Source organism: Flavobacterium sp. 2, assembly GCF_049949195.1.
Classification (GTDB): domain Bacteria; phylum Bacteroidota; class Bacteroidia; order Flavobacteriales; family Flavobacteriaceae; genus Flavobacterium.
The window spans coordinates 2,501,173-2,520,216 of sequence record NZ_CP188206.1; the positions used below are offsets into that span (position 1 = coordinate 2,501,173).

Below are 19,044 nucleotides of genomic sequence, written 5' to 3' on the forward strand. Positions count from 1 at the left end.
TTATGAATTTATTAACACGAACAACCGGTGGCAATTTTTATTGGTTTACGAAAACGTGGTAGTGTTGAAAACTTTCTATTTTTTGTAATCTTTTAAGTCAAAAATTGCCAATACCAAAAATATTAACCAACTTTATTATCAATTAGATTTTTTCCAAAAAACACTATGAAACGCAAAATAACCCTAAAACAGATAGCAAAGGAACTTGACGTATCTATTTCAACTGTCTCAAAATCACTTAGAAACAGTCTCGAAATAGGTGAAGAAACGCGTCTAAAAGTTCAGGCTTTTGCTAAGTTTTACAACTATAAACCCAACAATATTGCCCTTAGTTTAAAAAACCGAAAAACCAAAAGTATTGGGATTATTATCCCAGAAATTGTACACCATTTTTTCTCTACTGTAATCAATGGTGTGGAGCAAGTTGCCAATGAACATGGATACAGTGTAGTAATCTGTTTATCAGACGATTCTTTTGACAAAGAGGTTTTGAATATGGAGATGTTAGCCAACGGAAGTATCGATGGTTTTATCATGTCACTTTCTAAAGAAACACAATTTAAAGGCGACTTTCACCATATTACAGAAGTTATAAATCAGGGAATGCCTGTTGTAATGTTCGATCGCGTTACCAACGATATTTTATGCGATAAAGTGATTATTGATGATAAAGCTGCCGCTTATGAAGCTGTTCAAAGTTTAATAGATAACGGAAGAAAAAAAATTGCATTAGTAACAACCGTTGATTATGTAAGCGTTGGAAAACTAAGAACAGACGGTTACGAAAAAGCACTTTTAGACAACGGAATTCCATTCAATGAAGATTTAATCATTAAAATTGAAGACGTAGACACTTGCGAAATAACTATTTCTGAACTTTTACACGCCAGAGCTTTCGATGCTGTTTTCGCAGTAAATGAGCTTTTTGCGGTAACAATTATCAAAACCGCATCAAAAATGGGACTTAAAGTTCCTGAAGATTTGGCTGTAATTGCTTTTACTGACGGAATTATTTCAAAATACTCCACTCCAAGCATTACAACCGTAAGTCAGAGCGGGGAAAAAATGGGAAATAAAGCAGCCAAAATGCTTATCGAAAGGCTTGAAGCCGAACATGACGATGACGAAGAAGAAAACGAAAATTATACTACAGAAGTCATCGAAACTCATCTTATAAAAAGAGAATCTACTGACTAATTTTCTTAAAATCAACACATTCTAAAGCCATAAAAAATATTTATGGCTTTTTTATTAGCTTAAATAAAAAAATAATTTATACTTTTACGCCCGTCAAGGCTTTTAGTTTTACTTCGAAAGAAACAAAGTTTTGATAAGCAAAGCGCTTATCGTATAATTTTTTCAAATTACGATAATGGAAAAGCGTAAATTAAGTTTCTGGGAAATTTGGAACATGAGTTTCGGTTTCTTAGGAATACAATTTGGTTTTGCACTGCAAAACGCAAATACTTCAAGAATTTTTGAAACCCTTGGTGCTAAAATAGATGAAATCCCAATTTTGTGGATTGCTGCGCCTGTTTCAGGTTTAATTATTCAGCCCGTTATTGGTTATTTCAGTGACAGAACCTGGACTCGTTTAGGCAGACGTCGCCCCTATTTTTTAATTGGAGCTATTTTGTCTTCAATTGCATTATTCATTATGCCCAACTCTCCAACTTTATGGATTGCTGCGGGAACTTTATGGATAATGGATGCCTCGATAAACGTTTCAATGGAACCTTTCCGTGCTTTTGTCGGCGATAATTTACCCGACCATCAGCGTGCTTTAGGTTTTGTAATGCAGAGTTTTTTCATTGGTACCGGCGCCGTTGTAGGTTCTGTTTTGCCTTATCTCTTCACTAATGTTTTCGATGTTAGCAATGTTGCTCCAAAAGGAATTATTCCGGATGCCGTAAAATGGTCGTTCTACATTGGCGGAATCGTTTTTCTGCTTTCCGTACTATGGACTGTTTTTAAAACAACCGAATATACTCCAGAAGAACTTCATGCTTTTGAAGCTAACAGCAAAAAAGATTTAGAAAAAGAATCTAATTCAGAAACAGAATCTGGCGCTTCTACAAAAAAACAATTGCTTTTAGGAGTATTGTTTGCTGCTATCGGTGGATTGATTTCATTTTTAATTTTCGAAAACAGTCTCGCAAAAGAACTTTACATTCTATTTATTGGTCTAATTTTCATGGGCGTTTTATTTGTAATTGCATCTCAATTACGAACTAAAAAAGTTCAAAATGGTTTTACCATTATCATGACCGATTTATTGAATATGCCAAAAACAATGCAAAAATTAGCCTGGGTTCAATTTTTCTCTTGGTTTGCGCTTTTCTCAATGTGGATTTACACAACTCAAGCCGTTACACAGCATATTTTTGGCACTACAGACACAACTTCAAAAACCTACAATGATGCTGCCGACTGGGTTTCTGTTTTATTCACAGTTTATAACGGTGTCGCTGCAGCTGTAGCTTTCTTATTACCAGTTATTGCAAAAAAAGTAGGCGTTAGAGCAACACACTTATTAGCATTATGTGCAGGAGGTGTTGGTTTAATTTCAATTTATTTTATTGGTGATAAACAGTTGCTTATCCTTCCAATGTTGGGAGTTGGTATCGCTTGGGCAAGCATTTTATCAATGCCTTATGCCATGTTATCTGGAGCTTTACCTGCAGCTAAAATGGGCTATTATATGGGTGTTTTTAACTTTTTTGTAGTTATTCCACAAATTGTAGCCGCGACGATATTAGGATTTGTAATTAAACAATTCTTTAATAATGAACCTATTTATGCTCTAATAATTGGAGGTATATCAATGATTTTCGCAGGATTATTGACTCTCAGAGTAAATAGTAAAACTAAAATTGAAATCCATGAATAATAAAAAAGCATTCATCTTCGATCTTGATGGAGTGATCGTTGATACCGCTAAATACCACTTTTTAGCTTGGCAAAAAATTGCCCAGTCATTAAATATAAATTTTACACATGAAGATAATGAACTTTTAAAAGGCGTAAGCCGCGTTCGTTCGTTAGATATTATACTTGGATTAGGAAATGTTCAGGCTTCGCAGGAAGACAAAGACAAATGGCTAATTCAAAAAAATGAAGATTATTTATCTTATTTAGTTGACATGGATGAAAGTGAGATTCTTCCAGGAGTTTTTAAAATTCTACAACTATTAAAAGATTTAAATCAAGGAATTGCATTGGGCTCTGCCAGCAAAAATGCAAGACCAATTTTAGAAAAAACAGGGATCCTACCTTACTTCGATGTTATTGTTGACGGAAATGACGTTACCAATGCCAAACCAGATCCTGAAGTTTTCTTAAAAGCAGCTCAATTATTAAACATTGATCCAAAAAATTCAATTGTATTTGAGGATTCTGTTGCCGGAATTCAGGCAGCAAATATTGCAGAAATGGTAAGTGTTGGAATTGGTGAGGAAACAATTTTACATGAAGCTGATCACATTTTTAAAGATTTTACCCAAATCACACCAGGCTTTATTGAGAAATTAATCAGATAATTAGAAAATGTGTCATGAGATAAATTACCTCACCGACAAATATTCTAATGCTGTAATTACTCAAATGAATGTAAAAAGTTAATAAGAACCAAGGCAATTATCTAATTATCAAATTGCCATATTTTCTAATTTAAAGAAAAGATGAACCAAGATTATATAAAACCAGACAATTGGTCTATTATTGAAGAAGGATTTGATGCGGAGCGAGTAAAATCTTCTGAAAGTCTTTTTAGTATCGGGAACGGCGCTATGGGACAACGCGCCAATTTTGAAGAAACCTATTCAGCAGAAACTTTCCAAGGAAGTTACATCGCTGGAATTTACTATCCGGACAAAACAAAAGTGGGCTGGTGGAAAAACGGTTATCCGAAATATTTTGCCAAAGTATTAAACGCTCCAAACTGGATTGGAATTGACATTGAAATCAACGAAGAAAATCTTGATTTAAACACTTGTACCGAAGTTAGAAATTTCCGTAGAGAATTAAATATGAAAGAAGGTTGGTACAATCGTTCTTTTGAAGCTATTCTAAAAAATGGAACCGAAATCGCTGTAAACGTTCGTCGTTTTCTTTCATTAGATTTAGACGAAACCGGAATCATTAAATACGATATTACACCTTTAAATAAAGATGCAAAAATCGTTTACAAACCTTATGTTGACGCTGGTGTAACCAATGAAGATGCCAACTGGGAAGAAAAATTCTGGGAACCACTTGAAGTTAAAAAAGGCACAAACGAAGCTTTTGTAACGGCTCAAACGTTTAAAACGCATTTTAAAGTTACGACTTTCATGCACAATACGATTTTGGCAAACGGAGAAAACATCAACGTTTCACCTTCCACAATCGACTCAACAACAGATAAAGTTCAGTACACGTACGGAACTATTATTGCAAAAGGACAAACCTCATCAATTCAAAAAATTGGTGGATATACCGTCTCTTTAAACCACGAAAATACTTTGGCTGCAGCCGAAAAAGTAATCAAATCTGCTGTTGCTTTAGGATATGATGCTTTACTTCAAAATCAAATTGAAGCTTGGGCAAAAATCTGGGAAATGTCAGATATTACTATTGAAGGCGATGTAAAAGCCCAACAGGGAATTCGTTTCAACATCTTCCAATTAAACCAAACGTATTCAGGAAAAGATTCTCGTTTAAATATCGGTCCAAAAGGATTTACCGGAGAAAAATACGGCGGATCAACTTATTGGGACACTGAGGCGTATTGTATTCCGTTTTACATGGCTACAAAAGATCAGCAGGTTGCGAGAAACTTATTGACGTACCGTTACAACCAATTAGACAAAGCGATTGAAAATGCTAAAGACAATTTAGGTTTCAAAAACGGCGCAGCATTGTATCCAATGGTAACCATGAATGGTGAAGAATGTCACAACGAATGGGAAATCACACATGAAGAAATCCACAGAAATGGAGCGATTGCTTTTGCAATTTACAACTATTACCGTTACACGGGCGATTACTCTTATATTCCAGAAAAAGGTTTAGAAGTTTTAATCGGAATTGCGCGTTTCTGGCACCAAAGAGCTTCTTTTTCTAAAGATAAAAATCAGTACGTAATTCTTGGTGTTACAGGTCCAAACGAATACGAAAACAACATCAACAATAATTTCTACACCAATTATATTGCAAAATGGTGTATTGATTTTGCGACAGAACAAATTGAAAAAGTGTCTTCAGAATATCCTGCAGATCACAAACGCATTTTAGACAAAGTTAGCCTTTCGGCGAATGAAATTCAGGAATGGAAAAAAGTGGCTGATGATATGTATTTCCCAATTTCAAAGGAACTTGGAATCTATTTACAGCAAGATGGCTTCTTAGACAAAGATTTAGTTCCCGTAAAAGATTTAGATCGTTCACAGCGTCCAATTAACCAAAAATGGTCTTGGGATCGCGTTTTACGTTCGCCATACATCAAACAAGCTGACGTTTTACAAGGTTTTTATTTCTTCGAAGATCATTTTTCTAAAGAAGAATTAAAACGCAATTTCGAATTTTATGAATCATTTACGGTTCACGAAAGTTCGCTTTCGCCTTGCGTTCACTCGATTCAGGCTGCGGCTTTAGATAAAATGGACATGGCATATACTTTCTATTTAAGAACTTCTCGTTTGGATTTGGACGATTATAATAAAGAAGTGGAAGAAGGTTGTCACATCACGTCAATGGCCGGAACTTGGATGAGTATCGTAGAAGGTTTTGGTGGAATGCGTGTTAAAAATGACCAGCTTCATTTCTCTCCAAAAATCCCAAAAGAATGGAATGGCTATTCTTTTAAAATTAATTTCAGAAACCAAATTTTGAAAGTAGCTGTGAATCATAATGAAACAACTTTTACTGTAGACGGTGATCAAGATTTAACAATTGTAGTTAACGGAAATCCTGTAATTGCAAGTAAATTTGTACAAATAAATTAAATTACATAAAACTTAAAAACATGAAAAACTTATTTTTCGCAAGTTTAATCTTGTTTGCTTTTAGCTCAATTGCAGAAGCACAACAATTAAAATCACCCGAAGGCAAGTTCGTAATGGAATTTTCTCTTCAAAACGACGGAACTCCAACTTACAATTTAAAATATAAGAATAAAGAAGTTGTAAAAACCAGTAAATTAGGTCTTGAACTTAAAGATGACAAAAAATCTTTATTGAATGACTTTACGGTTGTTGATACTAAAACTTCGACTTTTGATGAAACTTGGAAACCGGTTTGGGGAGAAGTAGATCACATCAGAAATCATTATAATGAATTGGCTGTAACTTTAAATCAAAAAGGAACGGATAGACAAATCATTATCCGTTTTCGTTTGTTCGAAGACGGACTTGGATTTAGATATGAATTCCCAGCTCAAAAAAATCTTACTTACTTTGTAATCAAAGAAGAAAGATCTCAATTTGCAATGACTGGAGATCATACTGCTTTCTGGATTCCGGGAGATTACGACACTCAGGAATACGATTATACAAAATCAAAATTATCTGAAATTAGAGGTTTATCTCAAAAAGCATATACTGCAAATGTTTCGCAAAAAAACTTTTCACCAACAGGAGTTCAGACTTCTTTGATGTTAAAAACTGCTGACGGAATCTACATCAACTTGCACGAAGCAGCTTTGATCAACTATTCTTGTATGCACTTGAATTTAGATGATAAAAACTTGGTTTTCGAATCTTGGTTAACACCAGATGCAAAAGGTGACAAAGGTTATATGCAAGCGCCAAGCCACTCTCCTTGGAGAACAATTATGGTAAGCGATGACGCTAGAGAAATCTTAGCTTCAAAAATGACTTTGAACTTAAATGATCCATCAAAAATTGATGATACTTCTTGGATTAAACCCGTAAAATACGTTGGTGTTTGGTGGGAAATGATTACAGGAAAAAGCTCTTGGTCATACACAAACGATTTCCCAACAGTTCAATTGGGAGTTTCTGATTTCTCAAAAGCAAAACCAAGTGGAACGCACGGTGCAAACAATGCTAACGTAAAAAAATACATTGATTTTGCTGCTGCCAATGGTTTCGATGCTGTTTTGGTTGAAGGTTGGAACGAAGGTTGGGAAGACTGGTTTGGACATTCAAAAGATTATGTTTTTGATTTTGTAACTCCTTACCCTGATTTTGATGTAAAAGGTTTGCACGAATATGCAAAATCGAAAGGAATTAAAATCATCATGCACCACGAAACTTCAGGTTCAGTTCGTAACTACGAGCGTCACATGGATGCAGCTTACAAATTCATGAAAGACAACGGATATGATGCTGTAAAAAGCGGATATGTTGGAGATATTTTGCCTCGCGGTGAAAACCACTACGATCAATGGATTGTAAATCACTATCAATATGCAATTGAAAAAGCAGCTGATTATAAAATTATGGTGAATGCTCACGAAGCAGTTCGTCCAACAGGAATTTGCAGAACGTATCCAAACCTAATTGGAAACGAAGCAGCAAGAGGGACAGAATACCAAGCTTTTGGAGGTTCAAAACCAAATCACGTTACCGTTTTACCATTTACACGTTTAATTGGAGGTCCAATGGATTACACGCCTGGAATCTTCGAAATGGATATCAGCAAAATGAATCCTGATAACAAATCGCATGTAAACAGTACAATTGCAAACCAATTAGCATTATACGTTACAATGTACAGCCCATTGCAAATGGCAGCTGATACTCCGGATAATTACAACCGTTTTCCAGATGCATTCCAATTCATTAAAGATGTTGCTGTAGATTGGTCAGAAAGTAAATATATTGAAGCTGAGCCAGGAGATTTCATCACTGTTGCTCGTAAAGCAAAAGGAACAAACAACTGGTTTATTGGAAACGTAAACGGTGAAACTTCTCGTACATCAAACATCGATTTCAGTTTCCTTGAAAAAGGCAAAAAATATACAGCAACAATTTATGCTGATGCAAAAGATGCGCATTACAAAACTAATCCGCAAGCTTATACAATCAAGAAAATTGCTGTTACAAACAAATCAAAATTATCTCAATTATCTGCTCCTGGCGGAGGTTATGCAATCAGCATAATTGAAACGAAATAATTTTTTTAAAGACAAGTAATTTTCCCCAATATTACTTGTCTTTTTTTTAATCTGATTTAGTTGTCCTGCAAAGTTTTTCAAACCTTGCAGGTCTTCTAAAACTTTACTCAATTCATATCTACAAGGTTTGAAAAACCTTGCAGGAAATCGAACTAAAAAGAAAAAACTATGAATAACCTAAAAATCAACCACACATTATATAAAATAGTTTTAATGGTTTTGCTGTTTTCCGCTTCCGCGAAAGCGCAAATCCAAAAAGTAGAACCGCCATTTTGGTATGCAGGAATGAAAAATCCTGAATTGCAAATTATGTTCTACGGAAAAAATATTGCACAATATGAAGCTTCGGTTTCAAATAATGTTGTGATTAAAAATGTAGAAAAAACAGAAAATCCAAACTACCTTTTCGTAACAATTGATACGCAAAATATCAAAGCATCTGAATTGGTTTTCTCTTTCAAAAACAATAATAAAGTAGCTTTCACGCAGAAATATTCGCTTAAAGAAAGAAGAGCAAATTCCGCAGACCGAAAAAGCTACGATGCCTCTGATTTGATTTACTTAATCATGCCGGATCGTTTTGCAAACGGAAATCCAAAAAATGACAGCGATGCTGTTTTAACTGAAAAAGGAAACCGCGCAGAACCAGGAGGACGCCACGGTGGCGATATCGAAGGAATCATCAAAAACTTAGATTATATTTCGTCTCTTGGTGCAACCACAATCTGGAGTACACCTTTATGCGAAGACAATGACAAACAACACTCTTATCACGGTTACGGACAATCTGATGTTTACAAAATAGATTCACGTTACGGAACCAACGAAGATTACGTTCGTTTATCTGCAGAAATGCACAAAAAGAACATGAAACTGATTATGGATTATGTAACCAATCACTGGGGAATTACACATTGGATGATGAAAGATATTCCAACTAAAACTTGGTTCAATCAATTCGAAACTTTCACTCAAACACATCACCGTCGCGAAGTAATTACAGATATTCACGCTTCTAAAACAGATCAGGAAGTTTGTGTTGACGGCTGGTTTGTACCTTCTATGCCTGATTTGAATTTAAGAAATCCTTTGGTTGCAAAATACTTAACGCAAAATGCTATTTGGTGGATAGAATTTGCCAATCTTGACGGTTTTAGAGTTGACACTTATAATTATTCGGATAAAACTGCTATGGCCAATTGGGCAAAATCAATTACAGATGAATATCCGAATTTTAATATCGTTGGAGAAATCTGGATGCACAATCAGGCAAATTTAGCTTTTTGGCAAAAAGACAGTAAAATTGGTGCTATTGAAAACTATAATTCGAATTTACCAAGTGTAATGGATTTTACGCTTCAAAGTCAAGTTACTTCTGCTTTCAACGAAGATCAACCAAATTGGGACAGCGGATTGATTAAATTCTACAACAATTTTGCAATGGATTTTTTATATCCAAACACCAATAACATTTTAGTTTTTGCTGAAAATCATGACACTGATCGTATGAACGAAAAGTTTAAATATGATTTGCCAAAATACAAACTGGCAATGACTTTATTAGCAACCATTCGCGGAATTCCGCAAGTGTATTATGGTTCAGAAATTGGAATGGGCGGTGACAAAAGCAAAGGCGACGCTGATATTCGTCAAGATTTTCCTGGCGGATGGGCTGGCGACAAAAACAATGCTTTCACAGCAGCAGGAAGAACGACTCAACAAGCGCAATATTTTGATTTTACTTCAAAATTATTCAATTGGAGAAAAACGAATGAGGCGGTTCATTTCGGGAAAATGACACATTATATTCCAGAAAATAACACTTATGTTTATTTCAGATATACAGATGCTAAAACGGTAATGGTGGTTTTCAATAACAATGCAAAAGAGCAAGTTGTGAAAACAAATCGTTTTAAAGAAAACATCAAAAACTTTAAATCAGGAAAAGATGTTATTACAGGAAAAACATTCGATTTAGCTTCTGAAATTACATTGGAACCAAAATCAGCTTTGGTTTTAGAATTAGAATAAATATTTTATTTAAACACATAGAAACATAGATTTTCTGGCTCAATAAAAGGCGTTTCACTTCTTTAAATAAACATAGACTTTGCAAACACAAAGCTATGTGTAAATGACGTGTCATTTATTTTAACCTTTTTAAGACAAAGAAAAGCTATGATTCTATGTGTTTAAAATTTTATTGCCACAGATTAACAGATTATCCCAGATTCAAAAAATCATTTTAATCTTTTAATCTGTGGCTATTTTTTTTCAACATTATTCATGTCTAAAAAATTCCTAAATAATGAAAAAATACACTTTCCTTTTTTTATCTTTAGTATACTTAACAATGAGTTGTTCTGGCTCAAAATCAGTTACAATGAATAACACTTCGAAAACACCTTTCGTTTGGGAAGGAGCAAATGTTTATTTTTTACTTACAGATCGTTTTTATAACGGAGACACTTCAAACGATGTCAATTTCAACCGAACCAAAACTCCCGGAAAATTACGCGGATTTGAAGGCGGTGACATTATCGGAATCACTAAAAAAATCGAATCAGGCTATTTTGAAAAACTAGGAATAAATGCCATTTGGCTTACGCCGATTGTCGAACAAATTCACGATGGCGTTGACGAAGGAACTGGATTGAGTTATGGTTTTCACGGTTATTGGGCAAAAGACTGGACGGCTTTAGATCCTAATTTCGGAACTAAAGAAGACTTGGCAAAACTGGTTAAAAAAGCACACGAAAAAGGCATCCGAATAATTTTGGATGGTGTAATTAATCATACTGGACCAGTAACTCCTGAAGATCCCGTTTGGCCTTCAGATTGGGTAAGAACCGGCGTTGTCTGCGATTATAAATCATTCGAAAATACCACAATGTGTACTTTGGTTGACAATCTTCCAGATGTTAGAACTGAAAGTACTCAGGAAGTTGCACTCCCCTCTTTTTTAATCGAAAAGTGGAAAAAAGAAGGTCGTTATGAAAAAGAAATTGCTTCGCTCGACGAATTTTTCAAAAGAACAAATTATCCAAGAACACCAAAATATTACATCATAAAATGGCTTACCGATTATATTGTAGAATTTGGCGTTGATGGCTACCGCGGAGACACCGTAAAACATACCGACGAAAACGTTTGGGCAGATTTTAAAAAAGAATGTGAATACGCTTTTGAGACTTGGAAAAAACATCATCCAATGCAAGTTTTAGATCAAAACCCATTTTATACAATTGCCGAGGTTTACGGTTACGGAATCAGCGGTGGGCAGGATTATGATTTTGGAGATCGAAAAGTAAATTATTTTCAGAATGGTTTCAACAGCATGATCAATTTTGAATTTAAATGGAACGCTGCTCAAAACGATTACGAAGGTTTATTTTCTAAATATTCGAATCATTTAAATAATGACTTGAAAGGATATTCAGTTTTAAATTATATGTCTTCGCATGACGACGGTCAGCCTTTTGATGCGAACAGAACAAAAGGTATCGAAGCAGGAACTAAATTGTTGCTTTCTCCAGGAATGTCTCAAGTTTATTATGGCGACGAGTCAAATCGTTCTTTAGTAGTTGAAGGCACTCAAGGCGATGCAACCTTACGTTCTAACATGAATTGGGATGCTATTCAGAATAATCTTGAAACGCAAAAAGTACTTTTACACTGGCAAAAATTAGGACAATTTAGACGTAATCATCCAGCCGTTGGCGCAGGAATTCATACTTTGATTAACGCCAATCCTTATACTTTTTCTAGAACGTTTACCAAAGGCGCTTTTACAGATAAAGTAATTATGGGAGTTGATCTACCAAAAGGCAGAAAAGAGCTTCCTGTTGGCGATATCTTTCCAAACGGAACCAAATTAAAAGATACTTATTCAAATCAAGAAGTTGAAGTAATTGATGGAAAAGTGATTATCGATAACGATTTTGATATTGTTTTATTAGAAAAGATTTAAACTAACAATTTTTTTTTCTCTCGCAGATTTTGCAGATTCGGCAGATTTCTTTTTTAATTATCTGCTCCATCTCCTAAATCTGCGAGAGACATATAATTTACTCCAGATTTTTAAAATTCTTTTAATCCTAATAATCTGTGGCTAACTTTTTTTTATAATATTTGCTCCCGATAGCTATCGGGATTGCGTAAAACTTTGCGACCTTTGCGGTTAGAAAAAAACACCGCAAAATGCTCAAGATTGCACATCGAGGCGCCAAAGCCTACGAACCTGAAAATACTTTACAAGCTTTCCAAAAAGCATTAGATCTAAATTCAGATGGAATTGAACTCGATGTACATTTAAGCGCTGACGGAAATGTTATCGTAATTCACGACGAAACTATTGATAAAATGACCAATGGCAAAGGCGCTGTAAATTCATTTTCTTTGCAAGAACTAAAATCTTTTTCAATTGCTGAGAAACATCAAATTCCTACTTTAAAAGAAGTTTTCGATGTAGTCAACAAAAAATGTTTCATCAATATCGAATTAAAAAGTGCCGCTGCTTTAACAAAAGTAGTTTCTTTAATAGATGAATATGTTTCTGAAAAAGGCTGGAATTACGAACATTTCATTGTTTCTAGTTTTGATTGGAATGCGCTTTTGGAAGTTCATAATTTAGATTCGAAAATCCCAATTGGTGTTTTAACAGAAACCGATCTAAATTTAGCTTTGGCTTTCGCCGAAACTATAAAAGCTAAAGCGATTCATCCTTATTATCATTTATTGAATCGAGAAAATGTACAGGAAATGCAGCAAAAAGGTTTTCTCGTTTTGCCTTGGACAGTGAATATTGAGGAAGACATTCAAAAAATAAAAAGTTATAACGTAAACGGAATAATCTCTGATTTTCCAGATAAAATATGATCAAAAATTTCGACATCATCATCGTTGGCGGAGGCGCTGCAGGTTTTTTTACGGCGATTAATATTGCAGAGAAAAATCCGAAACTAAAAATTGCCATTTTAGAAAGAGGTAAAGAAGTCCTTTCTAAAGTTCGCGTTTCCGGAGGCGGGCGATGCAACGTTACGCACGCTTGTTTTGAACCCAACGAATTGGTTAAATTTTATCCGAGAGGCGAAAAAGAACTTCGTGGACCATTTCATCAATTTTGTTCTGGAGATACAATCGAATGGTTCGAAAAACACGGTGTAGAATTAAAAATTGAAGAAGACGGCAGAATGTTTCCTGTTTCTAATTCTTCTCAAACTATAATTGATTGCTTCTTAAAAGCAACTGAAAAACTAGGCATAAAAGTATTGACTGGACAAAGTGTGCAATCCATTTTTAAAAAAGAAAATCATTGGAAAATTGATACACAAAGCGACAATTTTGCCTCAGAAAAATTAGTTCTAGCAACCGGAAGCAATCCTAAAATCTGGGAAATGCTTCAACAACACGGACATGCAATTGTAAGCCCTGTTCCTTCCCTATTTACTTTTAATATCAAAGATTCCAGAATTAAAGAATTACCAGGCGTCGCGGCACAAGTTACCGTAAACGTAAAAGATACAAAACTCGAATCGACTGGCCCTTTATTAATCACGCATTGGGGAATGAGTGGACCTGCGATTTTAAAACTTTCAGCTTGGGGCGCACGAACTTTATTCGATAAAAATTATCAGTTTACGATTTTCGTTAATTGGTTAAATGATGTTGATACCGAAGATGCCGAGAAGATCCTAAAAGACTTAAAACAAGAACATGCTAAAAAAGCAGTTTCTAAAAAATCTCCTTTCGACTTTCCGAATCGTTTATGGGAAAGTTTGGTTTTAGCTTCTGAAATTGAAGTTGAAACTAAATGGGCTGATTTATCTAAGATTCAATTGCAGAATTTGGCTTCTCAGCTTACAAAGGCAAAATTCCAAGTAAACGGAAAAAGCACTTTTAAAGAAGAATTTGTAACCGCAGGCGGAATCGATTTAAAAGAAATCAACTTCAAAACAATGGAAAGCAAAATTCACGAAAACCTTTATTTTGCTGGCGAAATTGTCAACATAGACGCTATAACAGGAGGATTTAATTTTCAGAATGCCTGGACAAGCGGGTTTATTTTGGCTCAAAATATTTAATAAAAATGAAATTTAAAGGAATTATTTTTGATTTAGACGGAACATTAGTAGACTCTTTACACGATATTTCAGACGCTATGAATACTGTTCTTCAAAGTCTAAATTACCCAACTCACACTTACGAAACGTATCAATATTTTATCGGGAGCGGTTTACGAAATTTGGTCAGTAAAGCTTTGCCGTCAACAAATAATTCTGAGAATGATATTAAAGTTTCTTTCGAAAATATGGTTCGTGAATATCGCAAAATTTGCACGATTAAAACAAAACCGTACGACGGAATTGTTGAGTTATTAGACAATTTAACTTCACAGAACATCAAATTAGCGGTTTTCTCAAATAAAGCTGATGAATTGACAAAGAAAATAGCATCAGAACTATTTCCAGAATATTTTGATACTGCAGTTGGTTTAAGCACAGAAGAACTTAAAAAACCAAATCCTTTTGAAGCAATAGAAATTAGCAAAAACTGGAATTTGAAACCTGAGGAAATTCTGTTTGTCGGTGATTCTGATATTGATATGCAGACGGCAGTAAATGCTAATATGTTTCCGGTTGGAGTTTCCTGGGGTTACAGAACCGAAGATGAATTGAAATCTAGTGGGGCAAAAGTGGTTATTAATAATGCTTCGGAATTAATCGAAATATTATAAATCATGAATTCTTCATTACAAAAACAAATACTATCGATCGCTTCGTTTTCTGAAAATGAAATCGAAAAAATCGATTCTTGTTTTGAATATGAAAAATTTAATGCCAAAGATTTTCTTTCGTCAATGGGAAAAATCAGCAATAAGATTTATTTTATTGTTGAAGGTTTAGCACGTGTTTATTATCTGAAAGATGGAAAAGAAATCACCACTTATTTAAGTTGTGACGAGGGTTTTATTGCTTCATATTCCAGTTTCATTAATCAGACAAAATCTTTTGAAGATATTCAATGTATTGAAGATTGTGAAGTCCTTTCTATCACTTTTGAAAAAATGCAATATTTATACTCCGAAATTCCGAATTGGGAACGTGTTGGAAGAATTCTCGCCGAGCAGAATTACCTTTGTATGGCAGATCGCGTTTTAAAATTGCAGATGATTCCGGCAAAAGAAAAATACCTTACTTTTCTGGAATCGGCGCCAGCCAAAATAATCCAACGTACTCCATTAATTTATATCGCTTCTTTTCTCGGAATTACGCCAGAATCTTTGAGCCGAATTCGCCAAAGTATTTCTTAACATTTATCAAGTAGATTAAGAAACCGAATTCAAATCTTTGCCAATATAAAATTCAAGAAAATGAAAACTATTGCCAAAGACGTTTACCAAATTCCTTTATTTCCAAGAAACGCCATTAATTGTTATCTAATTGAAGATGTTTTAATTGATGCCGGAATTCGAAGTTCTAGTTCCATGATTTTAAAATATTTAAAAGATAAAACAATAACCAAGCACGCGTTGACTCACGCTCATGCAGATCATCAAGGAAGCAGCAAAATAATCTGTGAAACTTTGAACATTCCGCTTTTATGCAGTGAACCTGAAAAAGAATTAGCTGAAAACGGAAATGTAATTAAAGAATATCCAAACCCAAATCATGTTATTTCTAAATTTCAAAAACATTTTTGGGCAGGAAAAGGTCACCAAGTTTCTGAAATCCTGAAAGAAGGAGACAAAATTGGCGGATTTACGGTTATCGAAACTCCCGGACATTCAAGCGGACATCTATCTTTTTTCAGAGAAAAAGACGGTGTTTTAATTGTGGGAGATGTTATGACCAATATGAATTTATTGACTACAAAAGTTGGACTTCACGAACCACCTAGTCTGTTCACGACAAATCAAGAAACAAATAGAAAATCTATTCTAAAATTGGCTTCGCTAAAACCAAAAATACTTTGTTTTGGCCATGGTCCTGTTTTATTTAATAACGGTGAGTTTGAAGTATTTTCTAAAATGATCCAGCATCATAATTAACAAGAATTTACAGATTTCACAAGTTTTCGTTAAGACTATTCTAATAATTTTACTCTCAACTAAATACCATTAAATGAAAGTAAAATTACTCACCACAATTTCTTTTTTCACTTACCAAATTTCTATTTCTCAAACAGAAAAGCTACTTCAGGGGAAAGTTACTTCAAACAATATTCCCCTTAATAAAGTAGAAGTAATAAACAAAACCGCAAAAACGAGCACTACCACAAACGCTTTGGGAGAATTTGCAATTTCAGTTAGCATAAAAGATAGTCTTATTTTTTTCTCCAAAGACTTTTTCTTTACAAGATTAAAAATCACAAAAGAAAATCTTGAAACCACTAATTTAATAGTGAACATGATTCCGAGACCGGAAGAATTGGATGAAGTCGTAATTACAAAAATTAACTTTCCTAAAAAAATTGAATACGATGCGGAAGCCATAAATAAGATCAATATAGAAAGAGCAAATAACGATTTAACGCGATATATACCAGGTTTTAACAATGGTACTATTGCAAACGGAATGAATATTGGCGCTATGGGTGGCGGTCTGTTTGGTTTATTCAAAAGAGAAAAAGAAGAACCTAAAAAGAAAGTACCTGAAATGGATTTTAAAAAACTCATTGCAACATCAATTCCCTTGGATTTTTTCTCAAAAGATTTAAAATTAAGCCTTGATGAAAAAGAATTATTTCTTCAATTATGCGAGTCTGATCCAAGATCCAAGGCACTTTTAGAGCATCCAAATATCCTTTCAACTATGGATTTTTTATATACTAAAAATGAAGAGTTTAAGAAACTAAATTCTGAAAATAAAAACTAAATACCATTACATGAAAGTAAAATTACTCACCACAATTTCCTTTTTCACTTATCAGCTCGCCATTTCACAAACCGAAAAAACGCTTCATGGAAAAGTAATTTCAAACAGCCTAATTCTCAAAGGTATTGAAGTCATTAACAAAACTGCTCAAACTAGTACAACAACAAATGCTTTGGGCGAATTTTCGATTTCTGTGAAGTTACAGGATAGCTTGTTGTTTTTCTCCAAAGATTATTTATTCACAAGATTAAAAATTACAGCAAAAGAAATCGAAAGCAATAATCTTATCGTAAATATGATTCCGAAAGCGGAAGAATTAAACGAAGTAATTATTTCAAATGTAACAGCAAAAGATATTTTCTTAACCAAAGAAGATATAAAACAAATAAAACTAAACGATCATAAATCAAGACCAGGGTTAAAAATTGAAGGTTTTAATGAGGTAAAGGGAAGTCCATTAGACATCGATTTCATTTATTTAGGCAAACAAGTTTACAACTTATTTAAAAAAGACGAAGAGTCTAAAAAAGAAATTCCAAAAATTGATTTTAGAAAATTAATTGCAACAACTTGCCCTGAAGATTTTTTTCTCAAAGAACTAAAATTGAATTCTGAGGAAAAAGAGCTCTTTCTTCAATTTTGTGAAGCCGATCCAAAATCTAATATACTTTTAGGAAATCCAAATATTCTGGCAACAATGGAATTTTTATATGCCAAAAATGATGAGTTTAAGAAGCTGAAATCCGAAATTAAAAACTAAAGTTTAATGAAAGCACGACTACTTACCACAATTTCCTTCTTTACTTATCAGCTCAGTATTTCTCAAACGGAAAAATTATTAAACGGAAAAGTTCTTTCAGAGAATATACCACTTAACAAAGTGGAAGTAATTAATAAAACCGCTAAAATTAGTACTAAAACTAATGAGTTGGGAGAATTTTCAATTTTGGCAAAAGCGCATGACAGTCTTATTTTTTTCTATAAAGATTCTTTTTTCTCAAGGTTGAAAATTTCTCAGGAAAACATCAATCAGAATAATCTAATCGTGAATACAGTTCTGAAACCTGAAGAATTGAAAGAAGTTGTAATAACTAAGGTCGAATTTGATAAAGTAAAAGTTAATGCAGATGATGTTGCAGATATATTGATTGATAAAAATGTCAAAAATTTATTCTGGAATACAGGAGTTAGTGATAATACAATTAGAGAAGCTCTTCGAGTTTCATTTCCTTTAAAAGGCAAGCCGAACAAAAAAATTGAAGTTGCCGACGATCGTTTTAAGAAACTGATAATGGCTTATTGTCCTCCCGATTTTTTCATCAAAAATCTAAAACTAAAACCCGAAGAAAAAGAACTTTTTATTGATTTTTGCGACTCAGATCCGAAATCTAAAACACTTCTGGAAAATCCAAATGTTTTGGCAATAATGGATTTTCTTTATGCTAAAAATGAAGACTTTAAGAAGTTGGAACAGATTAAAAATTGAAACAAAACTTATTTATTCAACCACCAAATACTAGCGTTCAAAATAGCAGCAAAAGCAACCCAAGCTAAATATGGGATCAATAAATAACCGGCAGTTTTATTGATTTTAATAAACTTTATATACGTTTCATAAATGAACAACCATAAAAGCGCAATTTCTATCAAAGCCAACATCGGATTTTTTAATCCGAAGAATAAATAAGACCAAATCGCATTCAATGTCAATTGAATTAAAAAGAATCCTAACGCTTTTTTAACTTCTTCATTTTGCTCTTTGATTTTATCCCAGACTAATCCGGCAGCAACCGCCATAAAAATATATAGAATTGTCCAAACCGGCATGAAAATCCAGTTCGGCGGATTAAAAACTGGCTTTTCTAACGTTACATACCATGTCTCAATACTGGGTCTGGTTACCGTACTGGCAGAATATCCTACTGCTAGACAAATCATTAAAGCTATAGCGATTTTTACAAACTTATTCATTACATCAAATTTTGGATTCAAAAATAGTCAAAAGAAAAGTTTAAACCATGTAAGTAGTGTAAGTTCATTTTGACAGAA

Annotated in this window: 16 protein-coding genes; 15 read left to right on the forward strand and 1 reads right to left on the reverse strand. The window is 33.9% G+C overall.

The window, feature by feature from the left end:
- The first annotated feature begins 165 nt into the window (after positions 1-165).
- The 15 genes from ACNFIH_RS10705 to ACNFIH_RS10775 all read left to right on the forward strand — a co-directional run bounded on the left by ACNFIH_RS10705 (position 166) and on the right by ACNFIH_RS10775 (position 18,481).
- Positions 166-1,197 (forward strand): LacI family DNA-binding transcriptional regulator, encoded by a 1,032-nt coding sequence (locus ACNFIH_RS10705; RefSeq protein ID WP_035645827.1) that lies wholly within the window; start codon positions 166-168, stop codon positions 1,195-1,197.
- Between the two features lie 175 nt (positions 1,198-1,372).
- Positions 1,373-2,890, forward strand: a complete 1,518-nt coding sequence (locus tag ACNFIH_RS10710; RefSeq protein ID WP_426486602.1) for an MFS transporter — start codon at positions 1,373-1,375, stop codon at positions 2,888-2,890.
- Positions 2,883-3,539 carry a beta-phosphoglucomutase gene (gene pgmB / locus ACNFIH_RS10715; RefSeq protein WP_426486603.1) on the forward strand — a complete coding sequence of 219 codons (657 nt, stop codon included), beginning with the start codon at positions 2,883-2,885 and terminating at the stop codon, positions 3,537-3,539. The genes ACNFIH_RS10710 and pgmB overlap by 8 nt, the downstream gene beginning before the upstream one ends.
- Positions 3,540-3,680: 141 nt before the next feature.
- Entirely contained in the window at positions 3,681-5,984 is a 2,304-nt protein-coding gene (locus ACNFIH_RS10720) for a glycoside hydrolase family 65 protein (protein ID WP_426486604.1), read from the forward strand.
- Positions 5,985-6,004: 20 nt separating this feature from the next.
- On the forward strand, positions 6,005-8,119 hold the full coding sequence (locus ACNFIH_RS10725; RefSeq protein ID WP_426486605.1) for a glycoside hydrolase family 97 protein: 2,115 nt from the start codon (positions 6,005-6,007) through the stop codon (positions 8,117-8,119).
- A gap of 168 nt (positions 8,120-8,287) precedes the next feature.
- On the forward strand, positions 8,288-10,150 hold the full coding sequence (locus ACNFIH_RS10730) for a glycoside hydrolase family 13 protein (protein ID WP_426486606.1): 1,863 nt from the start codon (positions 8,288-8,290) through the stop codon (positions 10,148-10,150).
- A 277-nt stretch (positions 10,151-10,427) separates the two neighbouring features.
- Complete coding sequence (locus ACNFIH_RS10735) at positions 10,428-12,089, forward strand: alpha-amylase family glycosyl hydrolase (protein ID WP_426486607.1); 1,662 nt, start codon at positions 10,428-10,430, stop codon at positions 12,087-12,089.
- A gap of 230 nt (positions 12,090-12,319) precedes the next feature.
- Positions 12,320-12,997: a glycerophosphodiester phosphodiesterase gene (locus ACNFIH_RS10740; protein WP_426486608.1), complete on the forward strand. Its 678-nt coding sequence runs from the start codon at positions 12,320-12,322 to the stop codon at positions 12,995-12,997.
- Positions 12,994-14,202 (forward strand): NAD(P)/FAD-dependent oxidoreductase, encoded by a 1,209-nt coding sequence (locus tag ACNFIH_RS10745; RefSeq protein ID WP_426486609.1) that lies wholly within the window; start codon positions 12,994-12,996, stop codon positions 14,200-14,202. Before ACNFIH_RS10740 ends, ACNFIH_RS10745 begins: the two co-directional genes overlap by 4 nt.
- Positions 14,203-14,207: 5 nt before the next feature.
- Positions 14,208-14,855, forward strand: coding sequence for an HAD family hydrolase (locus tag ACNFIH_RS10750; RefSeq protein WP_426486610.1), 648 nt, complete (start codon positions 14,208-14,210; stop codon positions 14,853-14,855).
- A 3-nt stretch (positions 14,856-14,858) separates the two neighbouring features.
- Positions 14,859-15,431: a Crp/Fnr family transcriptional regulator gene (locus ACNFIH_RS10755; protein ID WP_426486611.1), complete on the forward strand. Its 573-nt coding sequence runs from the start codon at positions 14,859-14,861 to the stop codon at positions 15,429-15,431.
- A 60-nt stretch (positions 15,432-15,491) separates the two neighbouring features.
- The gene (locus tag ACNFIH_RS10760) at positions 15,492-16,169 is read left to right on the forward strand and encodes an MBL fold metallo-hydrolase (protein WP_426486612.1); all 678 of its coding nucleotides are present in this window, start codon (positions 15,492-15,494) and stop codon (positions 16,167-16,169) included.
- Between the two features lie 73 nt (positions 16,170-16,242).
- Complete coding sequence (locus ACNFIH_RS10765; protein WP_426486613.1) at positions 16,243-16,995, forward strand: hypothetical protein; 753 nt, start codon at positions 16,243-16,245, stop codon at positions 16,993-16,995.
- Between the two features lie 10 nt (positions 16,996-17,005).
- Positions 17,006-17,755, forward strand: coding sequence for a hypothetical protein (locus ACNFIH_RS10770; RefSeq protein ID WP_426486614.1), 750 nt, complete (start codon positions 17,006-17,008; stop codon positions 17,753-17,755).
- 6 nt (positions 17,756-17,761) lie between these two features.
- A complete protein-coding gene (locus ACNFIH_RS10775) occupies positions 17,762-18,481 on the forward strand; it encodes a hypothetical protein (protein WP_426486615.1) in 720 nt (239 codons plus the stop codon).
- 8 nt (positions 18,482-18,489) lie between these two features.
- Here ACNFIH_RS10775 and ACNFIH_RS10780 read toward each other — a convergent pair whose 3' ends face one another.
- A complete protein-coding gene (locus ACNFIH_RS10780) occupies positions 18,490-18,966 on the reverse strand; it encodes a TspO/MBR family protein (protein WP_426486616.1) in 477 nt (158 codons plus the stop codon).
- Between the last annotated feature and the right edge of the window lie 78 nt (positions 18,967-19,044).

Bases quoted from the DNA above. Each gene is read 5' to 3' on its own strand.
- ACNFIH_RS10770 (WP_426486614.1), top strand. From the start codon at position 17,006: ATGAAAGTAAAATTACTCACCACAATTTCCTTTTTCACTTATCAGCTC.
- ACNFIH_RS10755 (WP_426486611.1), top strand. From the start codon at position 14,859: ATGAATTCTTCATTACAAAAACAAATACTATCGATCGCTTCGTTTTCT.
- ACNFIH_RS10705 (WP_035645827.1), top strand. From the start codon at position 166: ATGAAACGCAAAATAACCCTAAAACAGATAGCAAAGGAACTTGACGTA.
- ACNFIH_RS10745 (WP_426486609.1), top strand. From the start codon at position 12,994: ATGATCAAAAATTTCGACATCATCATCGTTGGCGGAGGCGCTGCAGGT.
- pgmB (WP_426486603.1), top strand. From the start codon at position 2,883: ATGAATAATAAAAAAGCATTCATCTTCGATCTTGATGGAGTGATCGTT.
- ACNFIH_RS10750 (WP_426486610.1), top strand. From the start codon at position 14,208: ATGAAATTTAAAGGAATTATTTTTGATTTAGACGGAACATTAGTAGAC.
- ACNFIH_RS10725 (WP_426486605.1), top strand. From the start codon at position 6,005: ATGAAAAACTTATTTTTCGCAAGTTTAATCTTGTTTGCTTTTAGCTCA.
- ACNFIH_RS10775 (WP_426486615.1), top strand. From the start codon at position 17,762: ATGAAAGCACGACTACTTACCACAATTTCCTTCTTTACTTATCAGCTC.
- ACNFIH_RS10710 (WP_426486602.1), top strand. From the start codon at position 1,373: ATGGAAAAGCGTAAATTAAGTTTCTGGGAAATTTGGAACATGAGTTTC.
- ACNFIH_RS10765 (WP_426486613.1), top strand. From the start codon at position 16,243: ATGAAAGTAAAATTACTCACCACAATTTCTTTTTTCACTTACCAAATT.
- ACNFIH_RS10730 (WP_426486606.1), top strand. From the start codon at position 8,288: ATGAATAACCTAAAAATCAACCACACATTATATAAAATAGTTTTAATG.
- ACNFIH_RS10735 (WP_426486607.1), top strand. From the start codon at position 10,428: ATGAAAAAATACACTTTCCTTTTTTTATCTTTAGTATACTTAACAATG.
- ACNFIH_RS10760 (WP_426486612.1), top strand. From the start codon at position 15,492: ATGAAAACTATTGCCAAAGACGTTTACCAAATTCCTTTATTTCCAAGA.
- ACNFIH_RS10740 (WP_426486608.1), top strand. From the start codon at position 12,320: ATGCTCAAGATTGCACATCGAGGCGCCAAAGCCTACGAACCTGAAAAT.
- ACNFIH_RS10720 (WP_426486604.1), top strand. From the start codon at position 3,681: ATGAACCAAGATTATATAAAACCAGACAATTGGTCTATTATTGAAGAA.
- ACNFIH_RS10780 (WP_426486616.1), bottom strand. From the start codon at position 18,966: ATGAATAAGTTTGTAAAAATCGCTATAGCTTTAATGATTTGTCTAGCA.